General features: G+C 71.4%; 23 protein-coding genes. 9 read left to right on the forward strand and 14 right to left on the reverse strand.

From position 1 onward, the window contains the following. Window positions 1-19: 19 nt before the first annotated feature. The gene (locus tag OG408_RS16190) at window positions 20-1837 is read right to left on the reverse strand and encodes an ABC-F family ATP-binding cassette domain-containing protein (protein ID WP_285564971.1); all 1818 of its coding nucleotides are present in this window, start codon (window positions 1835-1837) and stop codon (window positions 20-22) included. 156 nt (window positions 1838-1993) lie between these two features. Here OG408_RS16190 and OG408_RS16195 point away from each other — a divergent pair, with 156 nt between their 5' ends. Next, entirely contained in the window at window positions 1994-2638 is a 645-nt protein-coding gene (locus OG408_RS16195) for a lipoprotein (protein WP_266779797.1), read from the forward strand. Between the two features lie 30 nt (window positions 2639-2668). Here the strand turns inward: OG408_RS16195 and OG408_RS16200 are convergent, their stop codons facing one another. The 6 genes from OG408_RS16200 to rsmI all read right to left on the reverse strand — a co-directional run bounded on the left by OG408_RS16200 (window position 2669) and on the right by rsmI (window position 8130). Then, on the reverse strand, window positions 2669-3562 hold the full coding sequence (locus OG408_RS16200) for a 4-(cytidine 5'-diphospho)-2-C-methyl-D-erythritol kinase (RefSeq protein ID WP_326670487.1): 894 nt from the start codon (window positions 3560-3562) through the stop codon (window positions 2669-2671). Next, window positions 3559-4464 carry a 16S rRNA (adenine(1518)-N(6)/adenine(1519)-N(6))-dimethyltransferase RsmA gene (gene rsmA, locus OG408_RS16205; RefSeq protein ID WP_326670489.1) on the reverse strand — a complete coding sequence of 302 codons (906 nt, stop codon included), beginning with the start codon at window positions 4462-4464 and terminating at the stop codon, window positions 3559-3561. Before rsmA ends, OG408_RS16200 begins: the two co-directional genes overlap by 4 nt. A 9-nt stretch (window positions 4465-4473) precedes the next feature. Further along, window positions 4474-5649 (reverse strand): ubiquitin-like domain-containing protein, encoded by a 1176-nt coding sequence (locus OG408_RS16210; protein ID WP_285564973.1) that lies wholly within the window; start codon window positions 5647-5649, stop codon window positions 4474-4476. 137 nt (window positions 5650-5786) lie between these two features. Continuing rightward, window positions 5787-6653 carry a TatD family hydrolase gene (locus tag OG408_RS16215; RefSeq protein ID WP_266779800.1) on the reverse strand — a complete coding sequence of 289 codons (867 nt, stop codon included), beginning with the start codon at window positions 6651-6653 and terminating at the stop codon, window positions 5787-5789. 40 nt (window positions 6654-6693) lie between these two features. Beyond that, window positions 6694-7074 (reverse strand): hypothetical protein, encoded by a 381-nt coding sequence (locus OG408_RS16220; protein WP_266779801.1) that lies wholly within the window; start codon window positions 7072-7074, stop codon window positions 6694-6696. Window positions 7075-7233: 159 nt separating this feature from the next. Then, window positions 7234-8130: a 16S rRNA (cytidine(1402)-2'-O)-methyltransferase gene (rsmI, locus tag OG408_RS16225; RefSeq protein WP_285564974.1), complete on the reverse strand. Its 897-nt coding sequence runs from the start codon at window positions 8128-8130 to the stop codon at window positions 7234-7236. Between the two features lie 53 nt (window positions 8131-8183). Here rsmI and OG408_RS16230 point away from each other — a divergent pair, with 53 nt between their 5' ends. From OG408_RS16230 to OG408_RS16245, 4 genes are all read left to right on the forward strand, one after another. After that, window positions 8184-9962 (forward strand): dolichyl-phosphate-mannose--protein mannosyltransferase, encoded by a 1779-nt coding sequence (locus OG408_RS16230; protein ID WP_266779803.1) that lies wholly within the window; start codon window positions 8184-8186, stop codon window positions 9960-9962. A 133-nt stretch (window positions 9963-10095) separates the two neighbouring features. Next, window positions 10096-11751 (forward strand): penicillin-binding transpeptidase domain-containing protein, encoded by a 1656-nt coding sequence (locus OG408_RS16235; RefSeq protein ID WP_326670494.1) that lies wholly within the window; start codon window positions 10096-10098, stop codon window positions 11749-11751. A 51-nt stretch (window positions 11752-11802) separates the two neighbouring features. Beyond that, window positions 11803-12318, forward strand: coding sequence for a YbaK/EbsC family protein (locus OG408_RS16240; protein ID WP_285564977.1), 516 nt, complete (start codon window positions 11803-11805; stop codon window positions 12316-12318). Next, a complete protein-coding gene (locus OG408_RS16245) occupies window positions 12315-13166 on the forward strand; it encodes an EamA family transporter (protein WP_266779806.1) in 852 nt (283 codons plus the stop codon). Before OG408_RS16240 ends, OG408_RS16245 begins: the two co-directional genes overlap by 4 nt. A 55-nt stretch (window positions 13167-13221) precedes the next feature. Here OG408_RS16245 and OG408_RS16250 read toward each other — a convergent pair whose 3' ends face one another. After that, window positions 13222-13839 carry a GNAT family N-acetyltransferase gene (locus OG408_RS16250; RefSeq protein ID WP_326670496.1) on the reverse strand — a complete coding sequence of 206 codons (618 nt, stop codon included), beginning with the start codon at window positions 13837-13839 and terminating at the stop codon, window positions 13222-13224. Between the two features lie 500 nt (window positions 13840-14339). On the opposite strand from OG408_RS16250, the gene OG408_RS16255 reads away from it, so the two are divergent. From OG408_RS16255 to OG408_RS16265, 3 genes are all read left to right on the forward strand, one after another. Beyond that, window positions 14340-15449, forward strand: a complete 1110-nt coding sequence (locus OG408_RS16255) for a DUF1996 domain-containing protein (protein WP_266779809.1) — start codon at window positions 14340-14342, stop codon at window positions 15447-15449. A 109-nt stretch (window positions 15450-15558) separates the two neighbouring features. Next, window positions 15559-17316, forward strand: a complete 1758-nt coding sequence (locus OG408_RS16260) for a discoidin domain-containing protein (protein ID WP_266779810.1) — start codon at window positions 15559-15561, stop codon at window positions 17314-17316. Between the two features lie 19 nt (window positions 17317-17335). Then, window positions 17336-17782: a DoxX family protein gene (locus OG408_RS16265; protein ID WP_285565029.1), complete on the forward strand. Its 447-nt coding sequence runs from the start codon at window positions 17336-17338 to the stop codon at window positions 17780-17782. Between the two features lie 83 nt (window positions 17783-17865). On the opposite strand, the gene OG408_RS16270 is transcribed toward OG408_RS16265, so the two are convergent. The 5 genes from OG408_RS16270 to OG408_RS16290 form a co-directional block, all read right to left on the reverse strand. After that, a complete protein-coding gene (locus OG408_RS16270) occupies window positions 17866-18702 on the reverse strand; it encodes an SDR family NAD(P)-dependent oxidoreductase (RefSeq protein ID WP_326670500.1) in 837 nt (278 codons plus the stop codon). Continuing rightward, on the reverse strand, window positions 18699-19859 hold the full coding sequence (locus OG408_RS16275; RefSeq protein ID WP_266786221.1) for a serine hydrolase domain-containing protein: 1161 nt from the start codon (window positions 19857-19859) through the stop codon (window positions 18699-18701). Before OG408_RS16275 ends, OG408_RS16270 begins: the two co-directional genes overlap by 4 nt. Window positions 19860-19925: 66 nt before the next feature. After that, window positions 19926-20702 (reverse strand): energy-coupling factor ABC transporter ATP-binding protein, encoded by a 777-nt coding sequence (locus OG408_RS16280; RefSeq protein WP_266779812.1) that lies wholly within the window; start codon window positions 20700-20702, stop codon window positions 19926-19928. Beyond that, the gene (gene cbiQ / locus OG408_RS16285; RefSeq protein ID WP_285564980.1) at window positions 20699-21460 is read right to left on the reverse strand and encodes a cobalt ECF transporter T component CbiQ; all 762 of its coding nucleotides are present in this window, start codon (window positions 21458-21460) and stop codon (window positions 20699-20701) included. Before cbiQ ends, OG408_RS16280 begins: the two co-directional genes overlap by 4 nt. Beyond that, window positions 21460-22524, reverse strand: a complete 1065-nt coding sequence (locus OG408_RS16290) for an energy-coupling factor ABC transporter permease (protein ID WP_266779814.1) — start codon at window positions 22522-22524, stop codon at window positions 21460-21462. The genes cbiQ and OG408_RS16290 overlap by 1 nt, the downstream gene beginning before the upstream one ends. Before the next feature lie 200 nt (window positions 22525-22724). Between OG408_RS16290 and OG408_RS16295 the strand changes: the two genes are divergently transcribed. Then, a complete protein-coding gene (locus OG408_RS16295; protein ID WP_326670503.1) occupies window positions 22725-23075 on the forward strand; it encodes an SsgA family sporulation/cell division regulator in 351 nt (116 codons plus the stop codon). 142 nt (window positions 23076-23217) lie between these two features. On the opposite strand, the gene OG408_RS16300 is transcribed toward OG408_RS16295, so the two are convergent. Beyond that, window positions 23218-25446: an MMPL family transporter gene (locus tag OG408_RS16300; protein ID WP_266779816.1), complete on the reverse strand. Its 2229-nt coding sequence runs from the start codon at window positions 25444-25446 to the stop codon at window positions 23218-23220. Window positions 25447-25542: the final 96 nt, after the last annotated feature.

A 25542-nucleotide genomic window follows, 5' to 3' on the forward strand; every position in this document is an offset into this window, starting at 1 on the left:
CATCAGTTGGGCCGGACGGTCAGGCGTCCTCGGCCAGCTCCAGCCAGCGCATCTCCAGCACATCGCGCTCCGAGACCAGTTCGCGCAGTTCGGCGTCGAGCTTCGCGACCTTCTCGAAGTCCGTGGCGTTGTCGGCGATCTGGGCGTGCAGCGTCGTCTCGCGGGTCGACATCTTGTCGAGCTGACGCTCGACCTTCTGCAGCTCCTTCTTCGCCGCGCGCGCCTCCTGCGGCGAGACGGCCGGCACGGCCGGGGTCTCGGCCCGGTTGGAGGCGGCGGGTGCGGCGGGCACGGCGGCGCCGGCCATCTGCAGCCTGCGCTCCAGGTACTCGTCGATGCCGCGCGGCAGCATCCGCAGCGACTTGTCGCCCAGGAGCGCCAGCACCCGGTCCGTGGTCCGCTCGATGAAGAACCGGTCGTGGGAGATCACGATCATCGACCCGGGCCAGCCGTCGAGCAGGTCCTCCAGCTGGGTCAGGGTCTCGATGTCGAGGTCGTTGGTGGGCTCGTCGAGGAAGAGGACGTTCGGCTCGTCCATCAGCAGGCGCAGGATCTGGAGCCGGCGCCGCTCACCACCGGAGAGGTCCCCGACCGGCGTCCACTGCTTCTCCTTGGAGAAGCCGAACTGCTCGCAGAGCTGGCCCGCGGTCATCTCCCGGCCCTTGCCGAGGTCGACCCGGTCGCGCACCTGCTGCACGGCCTCCAGCACCCGGAGGTTCGGGTTGAGCTCCGCGACCTCCTGCGAGAGGTAGGCCAGCTTCACGGTCTTGCCGACGACGATCTTCCCGGCGGCGGGCTGCGCATCGCCCTGGGTGCGGGCCGCCTGTTCCAGCGCCCGCAGCAGCGAGGTCTTGCCCGCGCCGTTGACCCCGACCAGGCCGATGCGGTCGCCGGGACCGAGCTGCCAGGTGAGGTGGGTGAGCAGCGTCTTGGGGCCGGCCTGGACGGTCACGTCCTCCAGGTCGAAGACGGTCTTGCCGAGCCGGGCGTTGGCGAACTTCATCAGCGCACTGGTGTCGCGCGGCGGCGGCACATCGGCGATCAGCTCGTTGGCCGCCTCGATGCGGTAGCGCGGCTTGGACGTACGGGCGGGGGCGCCGCGCCGCAGCCAGGCCAGCTCCTTGCGCATCAGGTTCTGCCGCTTGCCCTCCTCGGTGGCGGCGATCCGCTCGCGCTCGGCTCGGGCGAAGACGTAGTCGCTGTAGCCGCCCTCGTACTCGTGGACCGTGCCGCGCTGGACGTCCCACATGCGGGTGCAGACCTGGTCGAGGAACCACCGGTCGTGGGTGACGCAGACCAGGGCGGAGCGGCGGGCGCGCAGATGGCCGGCCAGCCAGGAGATGCCCTCGACGTCGAGGTGGTTGGTCGGCTCGTCGAGGACGATCAGGTCCTGTTCGGCGATGAGCAGCTTGGCGAGCGCGATCCGGCGGCGTTCGCCACCGGAGAGCGGGGCGATGACGGTGTCCAGGCCCTGCTCGAAGCCGGCCAGGTCGAGACCGCCGAAGAGTCCGGTCAGCACATCGCGGATCTTGGCGCTGCCCGCCCACTCGTGGTCGGCGAGATCGCCGATGACCTCGTGCCGGATGGTGGCCTGCGGGTCGAGCGAGTCGTGCTGGGTCAGGACACCGAGGCGCAGTCCGCCGTTGTGGGTGACGCGGCCGGTGTCCGCCTCCTCCAGCTTGGCGAGCATCCGGATGAGGGTCGTCTTGCCGTCTCCGTTACGGCCGACGACACCGATCCGGTCCCCCTCGGACACACCGAGGGACACACCGTCGAGCAGCGCACGGGTGCCGTACACCTTGCTGACCTGCTCGACATTGACGAGGTTGACGGCCACAAACGCTCCAGCTCGAAGGAGAACACTGACCTCCAGCGTAGTCGCCGTGGCGCGGACTCCCGTACGAGCGGCCTCACGGCCGCCGCTGTGCGGTACCTTGCCCGAAATGATCAAGGCCCGGGGGCGGGCCCGAATTCCACCGGGGTGGGGAACTTCATGACAGGTATGGCGGTACGCGGGCTGGCGCCCGTCCTGCTGGCGGCCGTGGCGCTGACCGGCTGTTCGTCGGAGTCCGGCGGCGGTGCGCGGGTGGACACGAAGCCGGGCGGCACGGCGGCGGGGAAGACGGCCGGGGGCTCCGCGGCCAAGGGGGGCACGGTCGGGGGCTCCGGTTCCGGGTGCGAGCTGCCCGTCGTCTTCGATCTGGCGCAGCACTGGAAGGCGAAGGCCGTGGTGGCGGACGAGCCGGGCTCGGAGTTCGCCGCGTTCAGCCGGCAGGGCCCGGTCGCCATGGTCTGCGAGATCGACGCGAAGCCCGCCGGGCACATCGGGTTCCTGCGGGTGTGGCAGGGCGACGGCAAGGCCGGCACCCCGCGCCAGGCGCTGGAGGGCTTCGTGAAGGCCGACGAGAACGCCTCGAAGATCACGTACAAGGAGACGACGGCCGGGAAGCTCGCCGTGACCGAGGTGGGCTACACCGTCTACAGCAAGGTCATGGAGGAGTCGCGCCCGGCCCGGGCCTTCGCCGTCGCCACCCCGGACGGACCGGTCGTGGTGCATCTGGGCGGGCTGGACGCGCAGGAGCACCAGGGGATGCTGCCGGCCTTCGAGCTGGCGGAGCGGAGCGTGCGGCTCGGCTGAGCCGGACCGCACACCCCGCCGCGCTTCCGGTCAGAGGATCGTGGCGCCCGGGGCCGGGGACGCGGCGATCCGGGCGGTGCGGCAGGTCCCGGAGGCGGTCAGCGCGTCGGCGACCTTACGGGCCGACGCCTCGTCCTCGGTGAGGAACGCGGTGGTCGGGCCGGAGCCCGAGACCAGCGCGGCCAGGGCGCCCGCGGTGGTGCCCGCGGCCAGGGTGCCTGCCAGCGAGGGCCGCAGCGACAGGGCCGGGGCCTGGAGGTCGTTGCTCAGCGCCCCGGCCAGGGTGGCGGCGTCACCGGTCCGCAGCGCCTCCAGCAGCGCGGGCGACGCGGCGGGCACGGGCACCTGCGTGCCGGCCGTGAGCCGGTCGAACTCGCGGTAGACGGCCGGGGTGGAGAGGCCGCCGTCGGCGACCGCGAACACCCAGTGGAAGGTGCCGCCGACCTCGACCGGCGTCAGCCGCTCACCGCGGCCGACCCCGAGGGCCGCCCCGCCGACCAGGCTGAACGGCACGTCGCTGCCCAGCTCGGCGCAGATCGCGAGGAGCTCGTCGCGCGAGGCGCCGGTGGACCAGAGCGCGTCGCAGGCCAGCAGGGCGCCGGCGCCGTCGGCGCTGCCGCCCGCCATGCCGCCCGCGACGGGGATGTCCTTGGCGATGTGGATGTGCACATCGGGCGTGATGCCGTGCCGCCCGGCCAGCGCGGCCGCGGCACGGGCGGCGAGGTTGGTGGCGTCCAGGGGGACCTGGGCGGCGTCGGGCCCCGAGCAGGTGATGCGCAGCCCCTCGGCCGGGGTGACGGTGACCTCGTCGTACAGACCGACGGCGAGGAAGAGGTTGGCCAGGTCGTGGAAGCCGTCGGGGCGCGCGGCACCGACCGCGAGCTGGACGTTGACCTTGGCGGGTACCCGGACGGTGACGCTCACTCGGCACTCCCGGCGGACTCGTTGGCGGCGGGGGCGTCCCCGGTGGGCTTGTTCTCGGCGATGGCGGCGAACTCCTCGACCGTCAGTGCCTCGCCGCGGGCCTGCGGCGAGATGCCGGCCGCGACCAGGGCGGCTTCGGCGGCGGGCGCGGAGCCCGCCCAGCCGGCCAGGGCGGCCCGCAGCGTCTTGCGGCGCTGGGCGAAGGCGGCGTCGACGACCGCGAAGACCTCGGCCTTGCTCGCCGTCGTCGCGACGGGCTCGCTCCGGCGCACCAGCGAGACGAGCCCGGAGTCGACGTTCGGCGCGGGCCAGAAGACCTTGCGGCCGATGGAGCCGGCGCGCTTGACGTCGGTGTACCAGTTGGCCTTCACCGACGGCACTCCGTAGACCTTGTTGCCGGGCCTGGCGGCCAGCCGGTCGGCGACCTCGGCCTGCACCATGACGAGGGTCCGCTCGATGCTGGGGAAGCGGTCGAGCATGGTGAGCAGCACGGGCACGGCGACGTTGTACGGAAGGTTGGCGACCAGCGCGGTCGGCGGCGGTCCCGGCAGCTCCCGTACGAGCATCGCGTCGGAGTGGACGAGGGCGAACCGGTCGGCGCGCTCCGGCATCCGGGCCGCGACCGTGGCCGGCAGGGCACTCGCCAGCACGTCGTCGATCTCGACGGCGACGACGCGGTCGGCCGCCTCCAGCAGCGCCAGGGTCAGCGAGCCCAGACCGGGGCCGACCTCGACCACCACGTCATCGGGGCGGACCTCCGCGGTGCGCACGATCCGGCGGACCGTGTTGGCGTCGATGACGAAGTTCTGGCCGCGCTGCTTGGTGGGGCGTACGCCCAGCGTCGCGGCCAGTTCGCGGATGTCTGCGGGGCCCAGGAGGGCGTCGGGCTCTGTGGTGCTCACCCGTCAAGCCTACGGCCGCGCTCCCGGCCGGACGTACAGCTTCCCGGTGGTGCGTGGCCCGGTGCCGGCCTTCACGATCCGGCTGACCGGCTCCCGTACGACCTCGGTGGCCAGCTCCCGGGGTTTCTGCCGGACGCCGTTGACGGTCCGCAGCGCGTACATCACCCGGCGCGAGCCGTCCCGCCCCTCGCGCTCGACCACCTCGGTGCCGGTGGGCAGGCCGTCGTCCCCGGTGCGTTCTACGGCGTACGGCAGCAGTTCCTCGCGCACCACCCGGGCGGTGGTGATCCGCAGCACCGAGACGGTCTGGCCGTCGCGCGGGAAGCTCTCCGGGGCCACCGACGTGGTGTCCTCGCCGTGCAGGGCGACACCGGCCCGGGCGACCGCCTCGCGGACGGTGGCGGCGTTGGTGCGGACGGTGTGCTCGCGGCCGTCGGCCATCACGGTGACGGTGCGCTCGGTGCGTACGTCCAGGGTCAGCCCGGTGCGGCCGATCGGCGCGGCCCGGGAGACGGAGAGGTAGGCGCCGTCGGCCCGCACGCCGAGCCGGCGCAGGGCGGCCCCGACGGTGTGCTCGGAGGTCCAGACCCGGCGCCGCACCCCGTCGAGGGTGAGGGTCACCGGGCGCGGGCCGCCGACGGTGACCACGTCGCCGTCGCCGATCGGGGTGCCGGGGGCCGGGGAGACCTCGGCGGCCGCGGCCGCGTCGACGCCCTGTTCGGCGAGGAGTTCGCCGACGTCGTCCGCGAAGGTGTGCAGGGTGCGGGGCTCCCCGTCGACGTCCAGCGTCACCGCCTTGTCCTCGGCGACGAACGCGGTCGTGCCGCCCGCCAGGAAGGCGACGACGAGGGCCTGCGGGACCAGGCGGCGCAGCTGCTCGGGTCCGACGGAGACCCGTCTGCGCCGTGCGGCCCGCCGGGTCCCGGCCCGCCCGCCGGGCGCCGGTGCCAGGGGTGCGGTGAGCGTGGGGGCCTGCGCGGCGCGGCCGGCGGCGGTGAGGCCGGGTGCCGCCTTCAGGTCGACGACGGTCGCGGAGCGGAGCGGCCACGCGGCGAGCGTCAGTTCCTCGTGCGGGGGTACGGGGGACGGCGCCGGTACCACGACGGTGGCGGGCCCGCGCGTCCCGGCGGCCGCCGTACGCCCCCTGCCGCGTGCTGCACGGTGACTGCCCTGCGAATTGCTCACGACGCTCGCTCCAGAAGATCCGTACCGGCCGGCTCACTCTTGCGCGCCCGGGACGATAGCGGAGGGATGCGTCACTCTCCAAAGTCTTGCGACTACACAGTGTGGCGACATCGGGCCGGCGCTCGTCCGGCAGCCGGTCAGTAGTCGAACGCGCGCGCGGTGTTCTCGGCGATGGCCGCCGCCAGGGTGTCCTCGTCGACTCCCCTGACGGCCGCCATGGCGCGCAGCGTGACCGGAATCAGATACGGCGCGTTAGGCCGTCCGCGGTACGGGGCGGGGGTGAGGAAGGGGGCGTCCGTCTCGACCAGGACCAGTTCGGCGGGGGCGACGGCCAGGGCGTCGCGCAGCGGCTGGGCGTTCTTGAACGTCATGTTGCCGGCGAACGACATGAAGTACCCGGCGTCCGCGCAGATCCGGGCCATGTCGGCGTCGCCGGAGTAGCAGTGGAAGACGGTCCGCTCCGGGGCGCCCGCGTCCGCGAGGATGCGCAGCACATCGGCGTGCGCCTCGCGATCGTGGATGACGAGCGCCTTGCCGTGCCGCTTGGCGATCTCGATGTGGGCCCGGAAGGACTCCTCCTGGGCGGCCATGCCCTCGGGCCCGGTCCGGAAGTAGTCGAGTCCGGTCTCACCGACGGCGCGTACGTGGTCCAGCGCGGCCAGGGCGTCGATCTCGGCGAGGGCGTCCTGGAGTGCGGCCGCCCCGCCCCCCTCGCGCGCGCCCTGCCGCGACCAGCCGTCCGGATCCCCGTGCACGATGCGCGGCGCCTCGTTGGGATGCAGGGCCACCGCCGCGTGCACGCTGGGGTGCGCGGCCGCCGTCTCGGCGGCCCAGCGCGAGCCCTTCACGTCGCAGCCCACCTGGACCACGGTCGTCACGTTCACCGCGGCGGCCCTGGCCAGGCCCTCCTCGACGGTGCCGTCCTGCATGTCCAGGTGGGTGTGCGAATCGGCGACCGGCACCCGTAGGGGCTCGGGCAGCGGCGGGGCTTCGGTACGGCTCATGGCCACGATCGTACGAGGCCCGCGGCCACGGGCCCTTCCGTCACTTGCGGTGGAAGGGATGCAGCAGGTCGGAGAGGTGCCAGTGGTGGTCCCCGGCCGGGGCGGCGGTGGCCGCCACGGGGTCGGCGTTCTCCCCGTCCCGTGCCTCGGCGTCGGCGGGGCGGCGGTTCTGGAGCAGTTGCTGCACCGTCGAGACCCGGCCGGCCCGCATGATCCGTACGACGTGCCCGCCGCAGTTCGTGCAGGTGGGCGTGGACAGCGGGGACGGCACACGCTCGCCGTCCGCCTTGTAGACCACGAATGCGTTGTTGGAGGCGTCGACGTGGTGCTCTATTTCGTAGGCCTGTTCCCAGCCGTGTCCGCACCTCATGCAGGCGAAGGCATACGCCTCGTGCACGGTGGTTGCTGCGATCTCGCTCATGCCTGCTCCTCTTGTCCGCCGGACAAGCACTCCGGAGAATGCGTCCTGGATCCAGTGGACGCCTTTACCGGCGGGAGCGCACCGGGCCCTGTCGAGTGTTGGAGCGGATTTGGCCTTCTCGTGGCAAATGGGGCCGGAACGCGGCTCGCGCTTTGCCTTTCACGATAGTCCTTTGCCGTCCGCTGGGCCGGTCCGAGCCGCATTCTTTGCTGCGACGACCGCGTCGAACACCTCGCGTTTGGGAAGCCCCGCGGCGGCGGCCACGGCGGCGATCGCCTCCTTGCGCCGCTCCCCCGCCTCCTCGCGCACCTGCACCCTGCGCACCAGCTCATCGGCGTCCAGATCCTCGGCCCCGGAGTCGGCCGCGCCCTCGACGACGACGGTGATCTCGCCGCGCACGCCGTCGGCAGCCCAGACCGCCAGTTCGCCCAGCGGGCCGCGCTTCACTTCCTCGTACGTCTTGGTCAGCTCCCGGCACACGGCGGCGCGCCGCTCGGCGCCGAAGACCTCGGCCATCGCGGCGAGGGTGTCGTCGAGCCGGTGCGGGGCCTCGAAGAAGACCATGGTGCGGCGCTCGTCGGCGACCTCGCGGAGCTTGCCGAGCCGCTCACCGGCCTTGCGCGGCAGGAAGCCCTCGAAGCAGAACCGGTCCACCGGCAGCGCGGACAGGGCGAGGGCGGTGAGCACCGCCGAGGGGCCCGGCACCGCGGTGACCTTGATGTCCTTCTCCACGGCCGCGGCGACCAGCCGGTAGCCGGGGTCGGAGACGGACGGCATCCCGGCGTCCGTCACCAGCAGCACGCGGGCGCCGCCGAGCAGCGCCTCGACGAGTTCGGGCGTACGGGCGGACTCGTTGCCCTCGAAGTAGGAGACGACGCGCCCCGAGGTGTGGATGCCCAGCGCCTGGGTCAGCCGGCGCAGCCGGCGGGTGTCCTCGGCGGCGACGACATCGGCCGTCTCCAGTTCGGCGGCGAGGCGTGGCGGGGCGTCCGCCACATCGCCGATGGGGGTCCCTGCGAGTACCAGCGTTCCAGTCGTTCCAGTCACAACGTCCATACTCCCAGCCCGGGCGACGGCGCTCGCACAGATGCGTTCCCTACGATGGCGCGGTGACGAGTACTGCGCCCGAAGCCCGGCAGGGCCAAGACGCCGGGGAAGAGCACGGCCCGGAGCCGACTTCCTGGCAGCAGCGGCTGCGCCGCTTCGGCCATGCCCCGCGCCCCGGAATCGGGCTGCGCGAGCGGCTGGTTCCGCCGTACACCCGCCCGGGGAGCCAGCTGTGGGCGGTGCTCGGGGTGCCCCCGCTGCTCGCGGACCGGCTGCTGCGCTGGTCGGCGTGGGGCGGTCCGCTGCTGGTGGCGGCGGTCGCCGGGGTGCTGCGGTTCTGGAACCTGGGCAGCCCGCACGCGGTGATATTCGACGAGACGTACTACGCGAAGGACTCCTGGGCGCTCATCAACCAGGGGTACGAGGGCTCGTGGCCCAAGGACGTCGACAAGCTGATCCTGAACGATCCGTCGCGGGTGAAGATCCCGGTGGATCCCGGCTATGTGGTGCACCCGCCGGTCGGCAAGTGGATCATCGGGATCGGTGAGCAGATCTTCGGGTTCACACCGTTCGGCTGGCGGTTCATGGTCGCGGTGCTCGGCACGCTGTCGGTACTGATGCTGTGCCGGATCGGCCGCCGGCTGTTCCGCTCGACGTTCCTGGGCTGTCTGGCGGGCGCGCTGCTCGCGGTGGACGGGCTGCACTTCGTGATGAGCCGCACCGCGCTGCTCGACCTGGTGCTGATGTTCTTCGTGCTGGCCTCGTTCGGCTGTCTGCTGATCGACCGGGACTGGGCGAGGCGGCGGCTCGCGGCCGCGCTGCCGGTCGACGAGGACGGCGTGCTGCGGCCGGACGCCGGGGTGGCGGAGGGGCTGCGGCTCGGCTGGCGCCCGTGGCGGATCGCCGCCGGGATCTCACTGGGACTGGCCTTCGCCACCAAGTGGAACGGGCTGTACATCATGGTCGCGTTCGGCCTGATGACGGTGTTCTGGGACGCGGGCGCGCGCCGGACGGCGGGCGCGGTGCAGCCGTACGTGGCGGTGCTGAAGCGGGATCTGGTGCCGGCGTTCGTCTCCACGGTGCCGGTCGCGGTCCTCACCTACCTCGCCTCGTGGACCGGCTGGATCATCCACGACGACCCGGACCGGCACGGCTACTACCGGGACTGGGCGACGACCGACGGCAAGGGCGGCAACTGGACCTGGCTGCCGGACTGGCTGCGCAGCCTGTGGCACTACGAGAACCAGGTCTACGACTTCCATGTGAACCTGACGTCCGGTCACACCTACCAGTCCAATCCATGGAGCTGGATCGTGCTGGGCAGGCCCGTCTCGTACTTCTACGAGGAGCAGAACGGCTGCACCGAGTCCTCGACCGGCAAGTGCGCGCGCGAGGTGCTGGCGATCGGCACCCCGCTGCTGTGGTGGGCCGCGTGCTTCGCGCTGCTCTACGTGCTGTGGCGCTGGATCTTCCGCCGCGACTGGCGGGCGGGCGCGATCGCCTGCGGGGTGGCGGCGGGCTGGGTGCCGTGGTTCCTCTACCAGGAACGCACCATTTTCCTTTTCTACGCGGTCGTGTTCGTCCCCTTCCTGTGTCTCGCGGTCTCGATGATGATCGGCGCGATGCTGGGCCCGGCGGCGGGCACCGGGACGAAACACGAACTGGGTCTGGCGAAGGGTGATCCCTCGGGTGAACGGCGCCGGACTTTGGGGGCTGTCGCGGCCGGCGTACTGGTCCTGTTGATTGTCTGGAATTTCATCTACTTCTGGCCGCTGTATACCGGAACCGCGATTCCCGAGGATTCCTGGCGGGACCGCATGTGGCTGGATACCTGGATTTGACCGGTCTGTTCACGCCATGACGGATCGCATTCCGATAACAACCGGCTCGGCTGTCACGGCAGTCCCGTAAAGTTCCCCGAACAGCCCCCTTGAACATGTTCAAGGGGGCCTCCTGGGGAGGGGGACTGCAGGGATGCGCAGTGGAGTGAAGGTCGCCGTCATCGGCGGGGTGTTCGCCGTCGTGGTCGGCGGGGTGGGCTACGGGGCGTACAACGTCCTGGACGGGCTCGGCGACAGCGGTGTCGGGGGCGGCACGGACACCAAGGCCACCTCGTCCGAGGTGAAGACGGGTCCGGTCACGAAGGACGAGATAGCCGACACGTCGAAGAAGTTCCTCGCGGCGTGGGCGAAGGGCGACTCGCTGGTCGCGTCCGAGCTCACCAACAACAAGGGCGACGCCGAACCCGCGCTGGCCGGCTACAGCGAATCGGCCCACGTCACCAAGGCCGTGATCACTCCCGGCCAGGCGACCGGCTCGAAGGTGCCGTACACGGTCAAGGCGACGGTCTCCTACAAGGGCGCGACGAAGTCCTGGTCGTACGCCTCCGAGCTGACCGTGGTGCGCGGACTGACCACGGGCAAGGCGCTCGTCGACTGGCTGCCCTCCGTCATCCACCCGGACCTCGGCAGGGGCGAGTCGCTGGAGACCGGCGAGTCGAAGACGGCGTCGATCGAGGCGGTCGACCGCAGCGGCAAGGTGCTCACCAAGGAGAAGTACCCCTCGCTCGGCGGCATCCTGGACGAGCTGCGCAAGAAGTACGGCCAGAAGGCCGGGGGCACGATCGGCGTCGAGACCTGGATCAACAGCGCGAACGCCGACGGCGCGGACAAGACGCTGCTGACCCTGGTGAAGGGGAAGCCGGGGCGGGTCCCGACCACGCTGGACGCGAACGTGCAGGCGGCGGCGGAGAGTGCGGTGAAGAAGTACGAGAAGTCGTCCGTGGTGGCGGTGGAACCGTCGAGCGGTGCGATCCGGGCCATCGCCAACAACCGGGCGGACGGCTTCGACGCGGCCCGGCTGGCCAAGGTCGCCCCCGGCTCGACGATGAAGATCGTGACGGCCGCGATGATCATCCAGAACGGTCTGGGCAGCGCGAACTCGCCGGTCGCATGTCCTTCAACCGTGCCCTGGGAGGGCGTGACCTTCCACAACCTGGACGACTTCTCGATGACGGACGGCCCCACCCTGAAGCGGGCCTTCGCCAGGTCCTGCAACACGGCCTTCATCAAGCCGATCCTGCCGCTGGGCGGCGCCAAGCGGGACACGGCGCTCGGCAACGAGGCCTCGCAGTACTTCGGGATAGGCCGCGACTGGCAGACCGGCATCCCGACCTGGGACGGCGAGGTGCCCCCGTCACAAGGCGCGGAGACCGCCGCGTCGTTCATCGGCCAGGGCAAGATCCAGATGAACCCGCTGAACATGGCGTCCATCACCGCCACCGCCGTCAACGGCCGTTTCCTTCAGCCCTACATCGTCCCGCAGAGCCTGGACAACCGGACCTTCGCCAAGGCGAGCCCGCTGCCTGGCGGGGTCTCGGCGCAGCTGAAGGAGATGCTGCACTACACCGCGACCAGCGGCGAGGGCACCGCGACCGCCGCCATGGCGAACGTGGGCGAGAACAAGGGCGGCAAGACCGGCTCCGCCGAGATCGACGGACACGCCACCTCCGACAGCTGGTTCACCGGATTCAGCAACGACCTCGCGGCGGCGGCCCTCGTCCAGTCCGGCGGCCACGGCGGGACCGCCGCGGGCCCGGTCGTCGCGGAGGTCCTGCGCGCGGGACCGTGACCGCCGGAACCCGTTCGCGCGACCCGGATCACGGCCGATAGCGTGCAGGCCATGAGCACTTCCGACACCAGCACTCCGGCGGGTTCCGACTCCGCCGCCGCTCACCCCCGGTTCGCCGAAGCGCTGCGCGAGCTCGGCCTCGACGTCGAGATCCGCCGCTTCCCGGACGCCACCCGCACCGCCGCCGAGGCGGCCGCCGCCCTCGGCTGCGCGCTCAGCGAGATCGTCAAGTCGCTGATCTTCGAGGCCGACGGGGTGCCGGTCCTGGTCCTGATGGACGGCTCCTCACGCGTCGACGTGGAGCGCGTACGGCAGGAACTGGGCGCGGCGAAGGTGCGGCGGCCGGGGGCGGACGTGGTCCGGGAGGCCACCGGTTACGCGATCGGGGGTGTGCCGCCCTTCGGCCACCGCACCAGGACCCGGGTGCTCGCGGACCGCGGGCTGCTCGCCCATGACGTGGTGTGGGCGGCGGCGGGCACCCCGTACACCGTCTTCCCGCTCGATCCGGCGACGCTGATCCGGCACGCCGGCGGCACCGTGGTCGACGTGCGTGAGCAGACCGCGTGACACCGCTCGTCGCCATAGCCGTCCTGACGGCCGCCTTCACGCATGCCGGCTGGAACGCCATCGCCCATGCGATCAAGGACCAGTTGCTCTCCTTCACGCTGATCTCCGGGGGCGGTCTGCTGATCGGTGCGGCGGCCGCGTGCTTCGTGCCGTTCCCGGCGGCGGAGGCCTGGCCGTACCTGTTCGTCTCCGCCGCGCTGCACGTGGCGTACATGCTGCTGCTGATGCGGTCGTTCACGCTGGGCGACTTCGGCCAGATGTATCCGATCGCGCGCGGCACCGCCCCGCTCGTGGTCACCGTCCTCGCCGCGGTCTTCGTCGGCGAGCGCCCGGACGGGTGGGCGACCACGGGCGTCGCGGTCGCATCGGCGGGCCTGGTCGGGCTGGCCCTCTGGGGCATCCGCGGCGCCGGGAAACGCCCGCAGTGGCCCGCGATCCTGGCCGCGCTCGCCACCGGTCTCGCCATCGCCGGGTACACGACGGTGGACGGCGTCGGGGTGCGCGCCTCGGGCAGTTCGCTCGGGTACATCGCATGGCTGATGATCCTGGAGGGCATCGCCATCCCCCTCTACGCCCTGTACCGCCGCCGCTCCGCGCTCCCCGCCCAGCTCCGCCCGTACGCGGTGCGCGGCCTGATCGGCGCCGCCCTGTCGGTGACGGCGTACGGCCTCGTCCTGTGGGCCCAGACCCGGGCGGCGCTCGCCCCGGTCGCGGCGCTGCGCGAGTCCTCGATCATCGTGGGCGCGGCGATCGGGACGGTGTTCTTCAAGGAGCGGTTCGGTGCACCGCGGATCGCGGCGGCGGGGCTGATGGTGGTCGGCATCGGGCTGATGCTGCACACGAGTTGAGCCCCCGGCCGCGGAGGGCGGGTGAGTCCGCTGACGCTGCCGCGCGGGGGTCGGGCTAGCGGGTCAGGTCGCGCACCATCACCGATCCCCATTCCTGCCGGTCGTGCTCCGTGAACCCGACCTTGAGGTAGAAGGCCCGCGCACCCGGGTTGCCGCCGCCGACCCCCAGGTGCACCCCGCGGACCCCGCGCTCGCGCAGCGCCTCCAGCAGGGTCGTCATCAGCCGGCGGCCCAGGCCGGTGCCCTGGCCGCGCGGGAGGATGTCGATGTGGAGATGCGCGGGGTAGCGGTCGAACAGCGCGTCCGGCTCCGGCGGGTCCGGGTGGTGGATGTGTGCCACGCGCCGCCAGTCCTGCGACCCGTCACCCGGGTCGGTGGCCAGCGGGCCGGGGTAGCGGTGCCGCAGCCCCGGCCACCAGTTCTCCTCCAGCCAGGCGTCGAAGGCGGGGGTGTCGGCTGTGGCGACGACATAGCCGAGGAGCCCGTGGGCGTCGTGCGCGACGAAGGTCAGCCCGGGATCGGCCGCCGGGTACGGGCCCGCGTAGACGTGCGGGAGCAGGTCCGGGTCGCGGTAGAGCGCCGTCGCGTCGCGGCCGGAGTCGCCGGTGCGCAGGCACACCCGGTACATGCCGGGCAGGTCGAAGGGGGCGTAGGGCCGGACGTCGATGCTCATCGCGCCGCGGAGCCGGAGGGGCTGAGGCCGGTCACCCGGTGCGGCTGGTCGTCGGCGAGCCGGAGCGGCCGCTCGCGCGGCTCGGGTTCCGGTGCGGGAAGTTCGGCGGTCATCTCGGCAGCGTAGGCGACCGGACAGTTGCCGGCGTTCTCCGGCTGATTCCGCTGACGCCGCCTCACGCCGGAGCCGGTGCCGACGCGCGAGGTGGCGCCGGGCTGCCCGGACACAGGCTCGGCCACCTGCCGAACCGGCCGCCCGGCTCCGCGGAATGCGTGGTCCGTCCCTCCAGAACCATCCGCACTATCCACAACTCGGCGCAGGCCGGACCCCGTTACCGGCGGCAACCCTGCGCGCGCCCACACCTCTGCCCCGTAGGCCCATCGTTCACCAACTATTGACACGCTCTTGTCAGGAGCGGAACACTCCGGAGTTGGGAGAGCGCTCTCCCAAGCAACTCTCCCCACTCCATGCATTCCCCCACGACGCAGCAGGAGGTCTCCATGCCACGGAGGTCGAGAACCCTCACCGGACTGCTCTTGTTCACCTCGCTGACGCTGACCACGGCGGGGATCGCCGGGATCGCGGCGACGGCGAACGCCTCACCCGAAGCGCCGGCCACGGCTGCGGGCACCCACGCCCAGCACGCCGCGTACTCCATGCCGGGCATGCCCGGCATGGCGGCTTCCACCAAGGCGTCGGGCGACGACCCGGACGGCGACGGCTACATCATGGCCGACCCGCCGGTCACCGGGGTCACCCCCTCGACGGAGGTCCCGCCGTCGGCGTACTTCCACGAGTTCCAGGCCAAGTGCGCCCCGACGCACACCGCTCCGGACGACCCGATCGTCTACCCGGGGCAGCCCGGCAAGTCCCACGACCACACGTTCATGGGCAACACCACGACGAACGCGAACACCACCACCGCCTCGCTGGAGACGGGTGACACCACCTGCCTGGCCCCGGGCGACAAGTCCGGCTACTGGATGCCGAGCCTGTACAACGGGGACACGAAGATCCTCCCCGAGGGCGTCCAGACCATCTACTACAAGTCGGGCGTCACCGACTACCGCAGCGTGCGGCCCTTCCCGAGGGGTCTGCGGTACGTGGTCGGCAGCCCGATGCAGACCCAGGACGAGTTCAAGAACCTCAAGGGCACCGTCGAGGGCTGGGAGTGCGGCGAGTCGTTCAAGAACTTCGACTTCCCGGCCAACTGCCCGACCAGCCGGGACACCTACCTCAACCTGCGCCTCCAGGCGCCCAGTTGCTGGGACGGCATCCACCTGGACACGCCCGACCACAAGAGCCACATGGCGTACCCGGTGGCAGGCGGGGCGAACTACAACTCCTGCCCGGCCTCCCACCCCGTCGCGCTGCCGATGATCGAGTTCAAGATGGCCTGGCCGGTCAACGGCGACATGTCGCAGGTGAAACTGGCCAGCGGCAAGGGCTTCTCGTTCCACTACGACTTCATGAACGGGTGGGACGCCGCCACCCTCGACGCGATGGTCACCCACTGCGTCAAGGGCGGACTGCAGTGCGACCCGCACGGCTACGACGAGAACCACCCCGACCAGGGTTCCGTGCTCGACGAGAACTACGAACTGCCGTAGCGCACACCTCCACACCCCCCACGGACGCGGGGCCTTTTTTCGGCCCCTTATGGAGAGCGCTCTCCAAGATCACGTACGTCACTCCCTCCCCACCTGCAAGGAGCATGAGATGCACCATCCCCCCACCCGCAGGGCAAGGCGCCTGGTGGCGCCGCTCGCGGCGGCGGCGCTGCTCGGCGGCGGTCTGCTCGCCGTCCAGGCACCCGCCGCCCAGGCGGCCGGCAGCGTCGTGAAGGTCACCGGTTCCCAGGGGAACTGGGCGCTGAGCGTGGACGGTTCGCCGTATACGGTCAAGGGACTCACCTGGGGACCGTCGGTCGCCGACGCGGAGAAGTACATGCCCGACGTGAAGTCGATGGGCGTCAACACCATCCGCACCTGGGGCACCGACGCGACCAGCAAGCCGCTCTTCGACACGGCGGCGGCCAACGGCATCAAGGTGATCGCCGGATTCTGGCTCCAGCCGGGCGGCGGCCCCGGCGCCGGCGGCTGCGTCAACTACCTGACGGACACCCAGTACAAGAACGACATGCTCGCCGAGTTCCCCAAGTGGGTCGACACCTACAAGGACAACCCCGGCGTGCTGATGTGGAACGTCGGCAACGAGTCGACGCTCGGCCTGCAGAACTGCTACAGCGGTGACGAGCTGGAGGCGCAGCGCAACGCGTACACCACCTTCGTCAACGACGTCGCGAAGAAGATCCACGCGGTGGACCCCAACCACCCGGTCACCTCGACCGACGCCTGGACCGGCGCCTGGCCGTACTACAAGAAGAACGCCCCGGACCTCGACCTGTACGCCGTCAACGCCTACAACGCGGTCTGCAACATCAAGTCCGACTGGGAGCAGGGCGGTTACGACAAGCCCTACATCGTCACCGAGACGGGCCCGGCCGGTGAGTGGGAGGTCGACGACGACGCGAACGGCGTCCCGACCGAGCCCACCGACGTCGCCAAGGGCGAGGGCTACGAGAAGGCGTGGGGCTGCATCACCGGGCACACCGGGGTGGCGCTCGGCGCCACGATGTTCCACTACGGCGTCGAGGACGACTTCGGCGGCGTCTGGTTCAACCTGCTGCCCGGCGGCCAGAAGCGGCTCGCGTACTACGCCGTGAAGAAGGCGTACGGCGCGGACACCTCGGGCGACAACACCCCGCCCGTGATCACGGACATGGCGGTGGAAGGTGCCACCTCCGGCGTCCCCACCGGCAGCGATGTGAAGATCAGCACCCACACCACGGACCCGGACGGTGACGCGATCACCTACCAGGTCCTGTTCAGCAGCAACTACATCGACCAGAACAAGGCCCTGGTCCCCGCCGAGACCAAGGACAACGGCGACGGCACGCTGACCGCGAAGGCGCCGAGCAAGACGGGTGTCTACAAGGCCTATGTGAAGGCCACGGACGGCAAGGGCAACGTGGGCATCGAGACCGTGTCCGTCAAGGTGATCCCGCCGAAGGTGGACGGGACGAACGTGTCCCAGGGCAAGACCGCCACGGCGTCCTCCTTCCAGACCGACCCGACGGGCGGCTGCCCGTGCTCCGCGGCCAACGCGGTGGACGGCAAGTTCGACACCCGCTGGGCCAGTGACTGGAGCGACCCGCAGTGGGTCCAGGTCGACCTCGGTGCCTCGACGAGCTTCAAGCACGTCCAGCTCGCCTGGGACCCGGCGTTCGGCAAGGCGTACGACATCCAGACGTCCGAGGACGGACAGAGCTGGACGACGGTGAAGTCGGTGACGGACGGCAACGGCGACATCGACGACATCGACGTCAACGGCACGGGCCGCTACGTGCGCATCAACGGCACGGCCCGCGGCTCCGGCTACGGCTACTCGCTGTACGAGTTCGGCGTCTACAGCTGACAGGAGGCGGGCTCTCATGATGGTCACGCGCCTCGGACGGGCTCAGCCCTACGCGCTCAGCCTGTTCCGGATCGTCGTCGGACTGCTCTTCACCTGCCACGGCATCGCGTCGCTGTTCGGCGTGCTCGGCAGGCCGATGCTCTCCGCGGGCACCTGGCCGGGGTGGTACGCGGCCGTCATCCAACTGGCCGGCGGCACCCTGGTGCTGCTCGGCCTCGGTACGAGAACGGCCGCACTCGTGGGCTCCGGCTCCATGGCGTTCGCGTACTTCGACGTCCACCAGCGGGTGGGGCTGCTGCCGATGCAGAACGGCGGCGAGGCCGCGGCCTTCTTCTGCTGGACGCTGCTGCTGCTCGTCTTCACCGGTCCGGGCGTGCTGGCCGTGGACCGGCTGCCCGTCTTCCGCGGAGCCACCCGGGAGACCGCGCGGGCGCGGCAGGAGCAGCACCTGGGGGTACCCGCCTGAGGGGACGGGTACGTCCGCGCACCGGCCTCCCGGGACTGCCCCCGGGGGGCCGGTGCGTTGTGCGTCCCTCTGGGCCTCTCGTTCTACGGCTGGGCGAGCGCCTGCCGGAAGCCCGTGTTCACCGCGGTCAGACCGCCGTCCACGCACAGCGTCGTGCCGGTGATCCAGGCCGCGTCGGGCGAGGCGAGGAAGGCGACGGCGGCCGCGATGTCCTCCGGCTCACCGACCCGTCCGAGCGGATAGAGGTCCCTCACCAGGGCCAGTTCGGCATCCCGGCCCGCCCAGGCGTCGGTGCGGACGGTGCCGGGCGTGACCAGGTTGACCCGGACTCCGCGCGGTCCGGCATGGCCGGCGAGGGTACGGGTGAGGCTGCCCAGGCCCGCCTTGGCGGCGCTGTAGGCGTGATTGCCGAAGTCCTGCACGCCGTTGACCGAGCCGATGCTGACGATCGCGCCCCGGCCGGACTCCGCGAGATGCGGCAGCGCGGCCCGCGCGCACCGGTAGGCGCCGCCGAGCGTGATGTCCAGGTCGCGCTGCCAGACCTCGTCGGACTCGTCCTCGAAGAGCGGGGCGTCGGGCGCGCACGCGTAGGCGTTGTTGACCAGGACGTCGAGCGTGCCGAACCGCGCGACAGCATGCTCCACCGCCGCCTCCACCGCCGCCCGGTCGGCCACGTCACAGGCCAGGGCATCGGCCGCGCCGCCGCTCTGCCGGATCTGCGCCGCCACGCGCTCCGCCCGGTCGCCGTCCAGGTCGGTGACCAGGACCCGGGCGCACTCGGCGGCCAGTCGGCGGGCCGTCGCGGCGCCGATGCCCTGGCCCGCCCCGGTGATGAGTACGCCGTATCCGTCGAAGCGCGCGAGCGCGGCGGGAGCAGAGCCAGGAGCAGGGGCGGGAACTGCGGAGGTCTCAGGAGTCATAGTGCCGAACGTAGTGCGCGCACCAGGGCCTGGGCGCGGGGGTCGGCGGTGACTCCCTTCTGCAGACCGTTCGTCACATAGCCGAAGGCGATGCCGGTCTCGGGGTCGGCGAAGCCGAGTGAGCCGCCCCGGCCGGGGTGTCCGAAGGAGCCCGGGGAGAGCAGCGGGGCTGCCGGTCCGTGCAGCATGTAGCCAAGACCGAAGCGGGTGCCGACGACCAGGACCCGGTCCGGGCCCGCCGACTCCTCGGTGCGGGCCAGGGTGAGGGTGGCCGGGGCGAACAGCCGGTGGCCGTCGACCGGGCCGATCATCGCGGCGTAGCAGCGGGCCAGTCCCCGGGCGGTGGCGGTGCCGTTGGACGCGGGGAGTTCGGCGGCCCGGTAGCCGGGGTCGTTCTCGTCGGGGAACGGGTCGATGGCGCCGAAGGCGCGGCGGGTCAGTGAGTCCGGGTCGCGGTAGGCGTCGACGACCGAACGCTTGGGCCGCATCCGCAGCACGCCCGTGCCGTCCCCCGCGGGCGCTTCGACCGGTCCGATGCGGCCGATCCGGTGCGCCTCGTCCGCCGGGATGCCGAACCAGAAGTCCAGGCCGAGCGGGCGGGCGATCTCCTCGGCGACCCAGCGCCCGACGGTCCGGCCGGTGACGCGGCGCACGAGTTCGCCGACGAGCCAGCTGTACGTCTGCGCGTGGTAGCCGTGGTCCGTGCCGGGTTCCCACTGGGGGCGCTGGGCGGCGACCGCCCGCGGCCCGCTCACCCCGTCGGCCGCCTCGGCGGGGGTCAGCGGCCGGTCCAGGGCCGGGACCCCGGCCCGGTGGGCGAGGAGGTGGCGGACGAGGACGCGTTCCTTGCCGTTCGCCTTGAACTCCGGCCAGTACGTGCCGACCGGGGCGTGCAGATCGATCTGGCCGCGCTGGTGCAGCATCAGCGGAACGGCCGCCGCGATGCCCTTGCCCGCCGAGCGGACGATCTGCACGGTGTCGACGGCCCACGGTTCGGCGCCGTCGACATCCCTGGTGCCGGCCCACAGGTCGACGACCTTGTAGCCGTGCCGGTAGACGGTGACCGCTGCCCCGCGGTCACCGCGCTGCTCGAAGTTACGGATGAAAGCATCCCGGACCGGTTCGAATCCGGGCGCCGCCGTGCCCCGTACGTCCACGCCTGTTCCTGCGCTCCCGCTCATCCTCCCATGGTGCATGGCGCCGCAGGTCGGACGAGGGGCGGGTCACCCGATGTTCACCGTCACGGAACGCGGGTCGAATCCGAAGGGGAGCTCCAGCCGGTGGGCGCGCATCAGTTCCTCGTCGCACAGGAGGTCCTGGGTGCGGTCGTCGGCGGCGATGACGCCGTCGCTGAGGATGACCGCGCGGCCGCAGAGCTCCAGCGCGTACGGCAGGTCGTGCGTCACCATCAGCACGGTGACGTCCAAGGACCGCAGGATGTCGGCGAGTTCGCGGCGGGAGGCCGGGTCCAGGTTGGAGGAGGGTTCGTCCAGGACGAGGATCTCCGGCCGCATGGCGAGGACCGTGGCGACGGCGACGCGGCGGCGCTGGCCGAAGGAGAGGTGGTGCGGCGGCCGGGCCGCGAACTCCTCCATGCCGACCTGCTTGAGGGCCTCGGTGACGCGCTCCTCCAGTTCGGCGCCGCGCAGCCCGCCGGAGGCGGGTCCGAAGGCGACGTCCTCGCGGACGGTGGGCATGAAGAGCTGGTCGTCGGGGTCCTGGAAGACGATGCCGACGCGGCGGCGGATCTCGGCGAGGTTGCGCTTCTCGACGGGGAGTCCGGCGACCCGGACGCTGCCGGCGCCCGCGTCGAGGATGCCGTTGAGGTGGAGGACGAGGGTGGTCTTGCCGGCGCCGTTCGGGCCGAGCAGGGCGACGCGCTCGCCGCGCGCGACGGTCAGGTCGACGCCGAAGAGCGCCTGGTGGCCGTCGGGGTAGGCGTAGGCGAGACCGCTGACCTCCAGGGACGGCGGTACGGGAGTGGCGGGGGGCTGGCTCATACGGTCCATCCCAGCAGACACACGACGAGGGCGAGCACGGGGAGTGCCGAGGCGTACGCCCACTGGGTGCGGGAGGCCGTCACCTCGTCGATGACGGGCATGGTGCCGGTGTAGCCGCGGCTGACCATCGCGAGGTGGACGCGTTCGCCGCGTTCGTACGAGCGGATGAAGAGGGCGCCCGCCGACTTGCCGAGGACACCCCACTGCCGTATGCCGCGCGCCTCGAATCCGCGCGAGCGGCGGGCGATGGACATCCGGCGCATCTCGTCGGTGATCACGTCGCCGTACCGGATCATGAAGGAGGCGATCTGGACGAGCAGCGGGGGCAGCTTCAGGCGCTGGAGGCCGAGCAGCAGCGAGCGCAGTTCGGTGGTGGAGGCCAGCAGTACGGATGCGGCGACGCCGAGGGTGCCCTTGGCGAGGACGTTCCAGGCGCCCCAGAGTCCGGGGACGCTGACGGAGAGCCCGAGCACGTGGGTCTGCTCGCCGGGCACGACGAACGGCATGAGCAGGGCGAACGCGACGAACGGCACCTCGATCAGCAGCCGCTTGAGGAGGAAGCCGGCCGGGACGCGGGCCACGGCGGCGGCGCCCGCGATCAGCAGCGCGTACAGCCCGAAGGCCCACACCGCCTCGCGCGGGGTGGTGACGACGACCACGACGAACGCGAAGACCGCGGCGAGTTTGCAGTGCGGCGGCAGGTCGTGGACCGGCGAGTGCCCGTGCCGGTAGAGCTTGTGGGCGTGCCCGGCGCCCATCAGACCTTCTCGTCGGTACGGGAGTCGCTGCCCGCGGGCTCGTCGCTCGTACGGCGACGGCGGCTGACCACGTAGAACGCACCGCTGCCGACGACGAGGGTGGCGCCGACGCCGATGATGCCGGCCAGACCGCCGGAGAGCCGGGCGTCGGAGACGTCCTTGACGCCGTAGTCGGCGAGCGGGGAGTCCTTGGCCGCGTGGTCCTTGGCCTCCTTGTCGATGCCCTGGTCGGTGGCGACCTTCTCCAGGCCGTCCGGGTTGGCGGAGGCGTAGAAGGAGACGAAGCCGGCCAGCACGAGGGCGGTGACCAGGCCGGTCACCCACAGGCCCTTGGTCGGGCGGTGGGCGGCGGCGGGCGCGGCAGCCGGGGCGGGGGCGTCGATGAGTTCGCCGCCGACACGGAGCTTGAGCGGGGCGGTGAGGCCGCGCGCGCCGTGGACGAGGTCGGGGCGGACGGCGATGACGGCGCCGACGGTCAGCGCGGTGATCGCGGCCTCGCCGATGCCGATCAGGACGTGGACCCCGACCATCGCGGTGAAGACCTTGCCGATCGGGATGTCGGTGGTGCCGCCGATCCAGTACATCAGGGTGAACGCGACGGCCGCGGCCGGTACGGAGACCAGCGCGGCGACGAAGGAGGCGGCGGTCGTGGAGCGGCGGGTGCGCGGCAGCACGCCGACCAGGCCGCGGAAGAGCGCGTACGCGACGACGGTGGTCACGACGCCCATGTCGAGGATGTTCACGCCGAGCGCGGTGAGCCCGCCGTCGGCGAAGAGGATGCCCTGCATCAGCAGCACGACCGATATGCACAGGACCCCGGTGTACGGACCGACCAGGATGGCGGCCAGTGCCCCGCCCAGCAGGTGCCCGCTGGTGCCCGCGGCGACGGGGAAGTTCAGCATCTGCACGGCGAAGATGAAGGCGGCGACGAGGCCGGCCAGCGGCGCGGTGCGCTCGTTCAGTTCGCGCCGGGCCCCCTTGAGGCTGACGGCCACGGCACCGGCGGCCACGACACCGGCCACGGCGGAGACGGGTGCATTGATGAATCCGTCGGGTACATGCATGGGGGAGGCTCCGCTTCCTGCGTTCCTGCATTGCTGCGCGGGGTCATGAACCTCTCAATGATAGGGCCTTATTGCGAAGCCTTCGCAAGAGCGCCTCTGTCACAACTGCCCAGGGTTCTCACAGTGCTCTTTACCGAAAATATGGGACATTAGAGGACGAACACCTATAAAAAATGCGTGAACGCAGGAGGAGCCGGCCCATGTCCCCCGTGATCAAAGAACATGCCCGAGCCCGGCTCGTCACCGACGCCCGCGACCTCCCCGTGGTCCCGGTCGAACTCCGCTACGACAGCGCCGACGCCCCCGAGACCATCCGCATCACCTTCCCCGGCGGCGCGGTCTGGGCCGTCGGGCGGGATCTGCTGGAGCGCGGGCTGCGCGCCCCCGTCGAACACGACAGCTTCCGGATCTGGCCGTGCGGCAGGGTCCAGCTGGTCGTGGAACGCCATACGGCGGACGGCGTCGAGGTGGTGCAGTTCGACAGCGCCCCGCTGATCCGTTTCCTGCGGCGGACGCACCGCGGGATCACGGCCGAGACCGCGCGCGCCTGACCCGCCTCATGGCGAGAGCCCCCGTGCACATGTGCACGGGGGCTCTCGTCGCTCCGGCCCCCCGTCCCCACAGGTAACCGGCGCTTCCGGGGCCGCGCTCCGCTCAGACGCGGCCCCGGAGTCCAGCGGCTCGAAGAGCGGCTCAGACGCGGCTCAGCTCACGCTCGCCGCCGGCGTCCGGGCCCGCGTCGTCCGCGGGGGCGTCGGAGAGCTCCTTGCGCAGCCCCTCACCCTCGACATCCACGTTGGGCAGCGCCCGGTCCAGCCAGCGCGGCAGCCACCAGGCACGCTTCCCGAGCAGGGCGAGGACCGCGGGCACGATGGCCATGCGGACGACGAACGCGTCGAAGAAGACGGCGATGGCGAGGGAGAAGCCGATCATCTTGATCATCTGCTCGCTGGAGCCGATGAATCCGGAGAAGACCGCCATCATGATCACGGCCGCGGCCGTGACGACCCTGGCGCCGTGCTTGAAGCCGGTGACGATGGCCTGGCCGGGCTTCTCGCCGTGGACGTACGCCTCGCGCATCCGGGTCACGAGGAAGACCTCGTAGTCCATCGCGAGACCGAAGACGACACCCACCATGAAGATCGGCATCATCGACATGATCGGACCGGTCTGCTCCACCCCGAAGAGCGAGCCGAGCCAGCCCCACTGGAAGACCGCGACGACCGCGCCCAGGGCCGCGACGACCGAGAGCAGGAAGCCGAGCGCCGCCTTCAGCGGCACCAGGATCGACCGGAAGACCACCATCAGCAGCAGGAAGGCGAGGCCGACGACGAGCGCCAGGTACGGCAGCAGCGCGTCGTTCATCTTCTGCGAGAAGTCGATGTTCATCGCGGTGGCACCGGTGACCAGGACCTCGGCGCCGGTGTCGGACTTGATGTCCTTGCCCGCGTCACGGATGGCGTGGACCACGTTCTCCGTGTCGACGGAGCTCGGCCGGTCCTTCGGGACGACGGTGATCATCGCCGCGTCGCCGGCCTTGTTGAAGGTGGCCGGGGTGACGGCGACGACACCCTTCATGCCGGAGATCTCGTCACCGACCTGCTTGGCCGCGGTCTTGCCGTCGGAGCTGTTCGCCGTGTCGACGACGACCAGCAGCGGGCCGTTGAAGCCGGGGCCGAAGCCCTCGGAGAGCAGGTCGTAGGCGCGGCGCTGGGTGGTGCTGGTGGGCTGGGAGCCGTCGTCCGGCAGACCCATCTCCAGCGACGCGGCCGGTACGGCGATCGTGCCGAGGCCGATGACGCCGACGAGCAGCACCCACACCGGCTTGCGCAGCACGAACCGCGCCCAGCGGGTGCCCATGTTCGGCTTGGCGTCGGGCCTGTTCTCGGCCTCCGCGGCCTTGCGCGCCTTGCGCCCCATGACCCGCTTGCCCACGAAGCCCAGCATGGCCGGGACGAGGGTGAGGGCGATGAGGACGGCGATCGCGACCGTGCCGGCCGCCGCGAAGCCCATCTTCGACAGCATCGGGATGTTGACGACCGCGAGGCCGACCAGGGCGATGACGACGGTGAGCCCGGCGAAGACGACCGCGGAACCCGCGGTGCCGACCGCACGGCCCGCCGCCTCCTCGCGTTCCCGGCCCTCGGCCAGTTCGGCGCGGTAGCGGGAGACGATGAAGAGCGCGTAGTCGATGCCGACCGCGAGGCCGATCATCATCGCGAGCGTCGAGGTGGTCGAGCCGAGGTCCAGCACGTTGGCCAGTGCCGTGATCGACGAGACGCCGATGCCGACCCCGATCAGCGCGGTGAGCAGTGGCAGCCCCGCCGCGATGAGCGAACCGAAGGTGATGACGAGCACCACCGCGGCCAGCGCGATACCGATGACCTCGGTGGCCCCGGTCTCCGGCATCACCTGGAGCGCGTCACCGCCGATCTCCACGGTCATCCCGCTCTTCTGCGCCGCCTCGCCCGAGTCCTCCAGGGAGTCCCGGGTGGCGTCGGTCAGCTCCATCGAGTTGACCTTGTACGTCACCGAGATGTACGCGGTCGAGCCGTCCTTGGAGACGGCCTTGCCTGCGTACGGGTCGACGACCGAGGCGATCTGGTCCGAGCCGGACTTCAGCTCGGCGGTGATCTTGTTGACCTCGGCCTTGTTGGCCGGGTCCGACATCTTCTGGCCCTCGGGGGCCTTGAAGACGATGCGCGCGGTCGCGCCGTCGGCGCTGGAGGCGGGGAATCGCTGTTCCAGCAGGTCGAAGGCCTTCTGCGCCTCCGTACCCGGGATCGAGAAGGAGCTGGAGGTGGCGGTGGACGCGGAGGCCGCGCCGAATCCGGCGAGTGCCAGCAGTGCCACCCAGATCAGGGCGACATAGCGGCGGCGCCGGAAGGCGAGCCGTCCGAGCTTGTAAAGGAATGTGGCCACGGAGGCGTACTCCCGGTCAGGTCGTTGAGTGGAAATGGGCGTGAGGAACCAGCCCGACGACGAGAGCGGCGTGTCAGGTGGGGCTTGGGGAGGGGG

The organism is Streptomyces sp. NBC_01257, assembly GCF_035917255.1.
Classification (GTDB): Bacteria; Actinomycetota; Actinomycetes; order Streptomycetales; family Streptomycetaceae; genus Streptomyces.

Coding starts and splice junctions, on each gene's coding strand:
- OG408_RS16195 (WP_266779797.1), top strand. CDS start 1,994: ATGACAGGTATGGCGGTACGCGGGCTGGCGCCCGTCCTGCTGGCGGCC.
- OG408_RS16215 (WP_266779800.1), bottom strand. CDS start 6,653: ATGAGCCGTACCGAAGCCCCGCCGCTGCCCGAGCCCCTACGGGTGCCG.
- OG408_RS16220 (WP_266779801.1), bottom strand. CDS start 7,074: ATGAGCGAGATCGCAGCAACCACCGTGCACGAGGCGTATGCCTTCGCC.
- rsmI (WP_285564974.1), bottom strand. CDS start 8,130: ATGGACGTTGTGACTGGAACGACTGGAACGCTGGTACTCGCAGGGACC.
- OG408_RS16235 (WP_326670494.1), top strand. CDS start 10,096: ATGCGCAGTGGAGTGAAGGTCGCCGTCATCGGCGGGGTGTTCGCCGTC.
- OG408_RS16240 (WP_285564977.1), top strand. CDS start 11,803: ATGAGCACTTCCGACACCAGCACTCCGGCGGGTTCCGACTCCGCCGCC.
- OG408_RS16250 (WP_326670496.1), bottom strand. CDS start 13,839: ATGAGCATCGACGTCCGGCCCTACGCCCCCTTCGACCTGCCCGGCATG.
- OG408_RS16255 (WP_266779809.1), top strand. CDS start 14,340: ATGCCACGGAGGTCGAGAACCCTCACCGGACTGCTCTTGTTCACCTCG.
- OG408_RS16260 (WP_266779810.1), top strand. CDS start 15,559: ATGCACCATCCCCCCACCCGCAGGGCAAGGCGCCTGGTGGCGCCGCTC.
- OG408_RS16265 (WP_285565029.1), top strand. CDS start 17,336: ATGGTCACGCGCCTCGGACGGGCTCAGCCCTACGCGCTCAGCCTGTTC.
- OG408_RS16270 (WP_326670500.1), bottom strand. CDS start 18,702: ATGACTCCTGAGACCTCCGCAGTTCCCGCCCCTGCTCCTGGCTCTGCT.
- OG408_RS16280 (WP_266779812.1), bottom strand. CDS start 20,702: ATGAGCCAGCCCCCCGCCACTCCCGTACCGCCGTCCCTGGAGGTCAGC.
- cbiQ (WP_285564980.1), bottom strand. CDS start 21,460: ATGGGCGCCGGGCACGCCCACAAGCTCTACCGGCACGGGCACTCGCCG.
- OG408_RS16290 (WP_266779814.1), bottom strand. CDS start 22,524: ATGCATGTACCCGACGGATTCATCAATGCACCCGTCTCCGCCGTGGCC.
- OG408_RS16295 (WP_326670503.1), top strand. CDS start 22,725: ATGTCCCCCGTGATCAAAGAACATGCCCGAGCCCGGCTCGTCACCGAC.